We start from the raw sequence: 1,999 nt of genomic DNA on the forward strand, positions 1-1,999 counted from the left end.
GGCGACGACGCGCACGTCGACTTCGACCCGGTTGTTGCCTTGAGCCCAACGCAGTTGATCAGCGCGCCATTCCCCGGCCAGTTGGCCATTGACGTTGTCGAGTTGTAAGCCTGGCACCCACCCCCGCACCCAGCGGCTGCCCGCTTGGGTACTTAGGACCGTGTAAAGCCCAAGCACCAACAGGGCCAACAGCGAAAAAATTGCAATCAGACTGATGCCGGTAATCTTCGTTGCGCGCCTCACAGTTCAGGCCCCATGGAGAAGTGCAGACGAATCCCGCCGTCATCATCCAGTGCATGGGCCAGATCCAGGCGCAACGGTCCGACGGGCGATACCCAGCGGATGCCAATCCCGACACCGGTTTTCAGGCTGGGAAGCTGTAAAGAGTTAAAGGCGTTGCCCTGATCGACAAACGTCGCAATCCGCCACTTTTCAGCGATGGAGTATTGATACTCAACGCTACCGGCCACCATGTATCGCCCCCCAACCCGATCGCCTTGCGAGTTGGTTGGCGAGAGCATCTGGTAATCGTAACCGCGCACGCTTTGATCGCCACCGGCAAAAAAGCGCAGCGAAGGTGGGATCGACTGATAGCCGTTGGTGGCGCTGCCGCCAAATTGGATGCGGCCTAAAAACCGGTGATTCTGGAACACTGTGGTCAAGCCTTTAAGCAAAACGTCGCCGTGCAGCAAGTTGGTGTCCGAGCCCAGACCTTCCTTGGCCACCTGAGCATCGAACTGCAAGCGGTAACCATTTTGCGGGTCGATCCGGTTATCGCTGCGCAGAAATGAATAACTGACGCCCGGCAACAACAGAGTGCTGAGCCCTGCGTCATCACCGAGGCGGTACTCTTCACGCTGCCATTTCAATGACAGCACCCGCTCCCAACCGCTGGGCAGTTTGCTGTGCCATTCGGGGCCTATGGTCAGCAGCTTGCTCACGCTGTCGCTGTCGGCAATCTCTTCGTACTGATACCCGCCGGCGAAACGCAGTTTGTCGGTCAACGGAGGGTCCAGCGGGATGTCGTACCACACGCCGACGTTTTGCTTGGGCGCTGACAACTCCATCTCCACGCCATAACTGTCGCCCTGCGGATTGACCCAATGCCGGGTCCAGTTGGCTTTGCCGCGCACGCCCACGTCGGTAGAAAAACCAATACCCAAGCCAACCGTGCGCGGTTTGCGCGTCTCCAGTTGGACCGACACTGGAATCACTTGAGCCACCGCAGCCGTCGGAGCTGCGTCAACGCGTACGCCCTCAAAGTAACCGCTTGATTGCAGGTTCTGATTGAGCTCGGCGATCAGCTCCGAGTCGTACGGAGTATCGGCTTTAAAGGGCACCATACGTTGCATCAAGTCGTCGTCGAAGGGCGCGTCGCCCGTGAAACTGACTTTGCCCAACACATAGCGTGGGCCGCTTTCATATACCAACTCTATATCGGCGACGCCGGCCTTTGGATCAATCGCCAACCGCTGCTGGGTGAAGTGCCCGCTGAAGAAGCCATAGCGCGAAGCCTGATTCAAAATCAGGCGCTTGGCGTCTTCGTAGTAGCCGTGATTGAGTACGGCACCGGGTTTCAGAGCCTCGCTTGCCGGTACGCGAAATGCCTTGAGTGACGCGGCAGGACCCTCAACCCTTAGCGTGACGGTACGCAAATGCACAGGGTCGCCGGGCTCGATGTCGATGACCAGGCGCAGGTCTTTGTCCTTTCCATGCTGCACATTGCTGTTAATCCGCGCATGGTAATAGCCCAACGCTTGCGCGGCTTTCAACGCCTCGGCCTCGGCCCCCACGCTAAAACGGCGCAACGTTTCTTCATCACGCTCGCCAAGGCTGCCCACGTACCCTTCGACGTTGGCTTTGAGTTCAGCATTGGAGGGCTTGATCCTGACATCCAACTGCGTTTGGGCGAGCGCCGCGAAACTGCTGAGCTGGACGGTAAACAACAGGATAAAACCGCGGGTGAATTTTTCGTAAAACTTCATAGGCGCGGATGCTA

2 protein-coding genes are annotated in these 1,999 nt (G+C 58.0%); both read right to left on the reverse strand.

Features of this window, described 5'->3' with window-relative positions; genetic code table 11:
- Positions 1-243: hypothetical protein (locus M0974_RS17085; protein WP_297839123.1), on the reverse strand; the 243-nt coding region annotated here is incomplete at its 3' end.
- Positions 240-1,985 (reverse strand): autotransporter assembly complex family protein, encoded by a 1,746-nt coding sequence (locus M0974_RS17090; protein ID WP_297839125.1) that lies wholly within the window; start codon positions 1,983-1,985, stop codon positions 240-242. The genes M0974_RS17085 and M0974_RS17090, both read right to left, overlap by 4 nt.
- Positions 1,986-1,999 lie beyond the last annotated feature (14 nt).

The organism is Pseudomonas sp. (assembly GCF_026224925.1).
Classification (GTDB): Bacteria; Pseudomonadota; Gammaproteobacteria; order Pseudomonadales; family Pseudomonadaceae; genus Aquipseudomonas.

Bases quoted from the DNA above. Each gene is read 5' to 3' on its own strand.
- M0974_RS17090 (WP_297839125.1), bottom strand. From the start codon at position 1,985: ATGAAGTTTTACGAAAAATTCACCCGCGGTTTTATCCTGTTGTTTACC.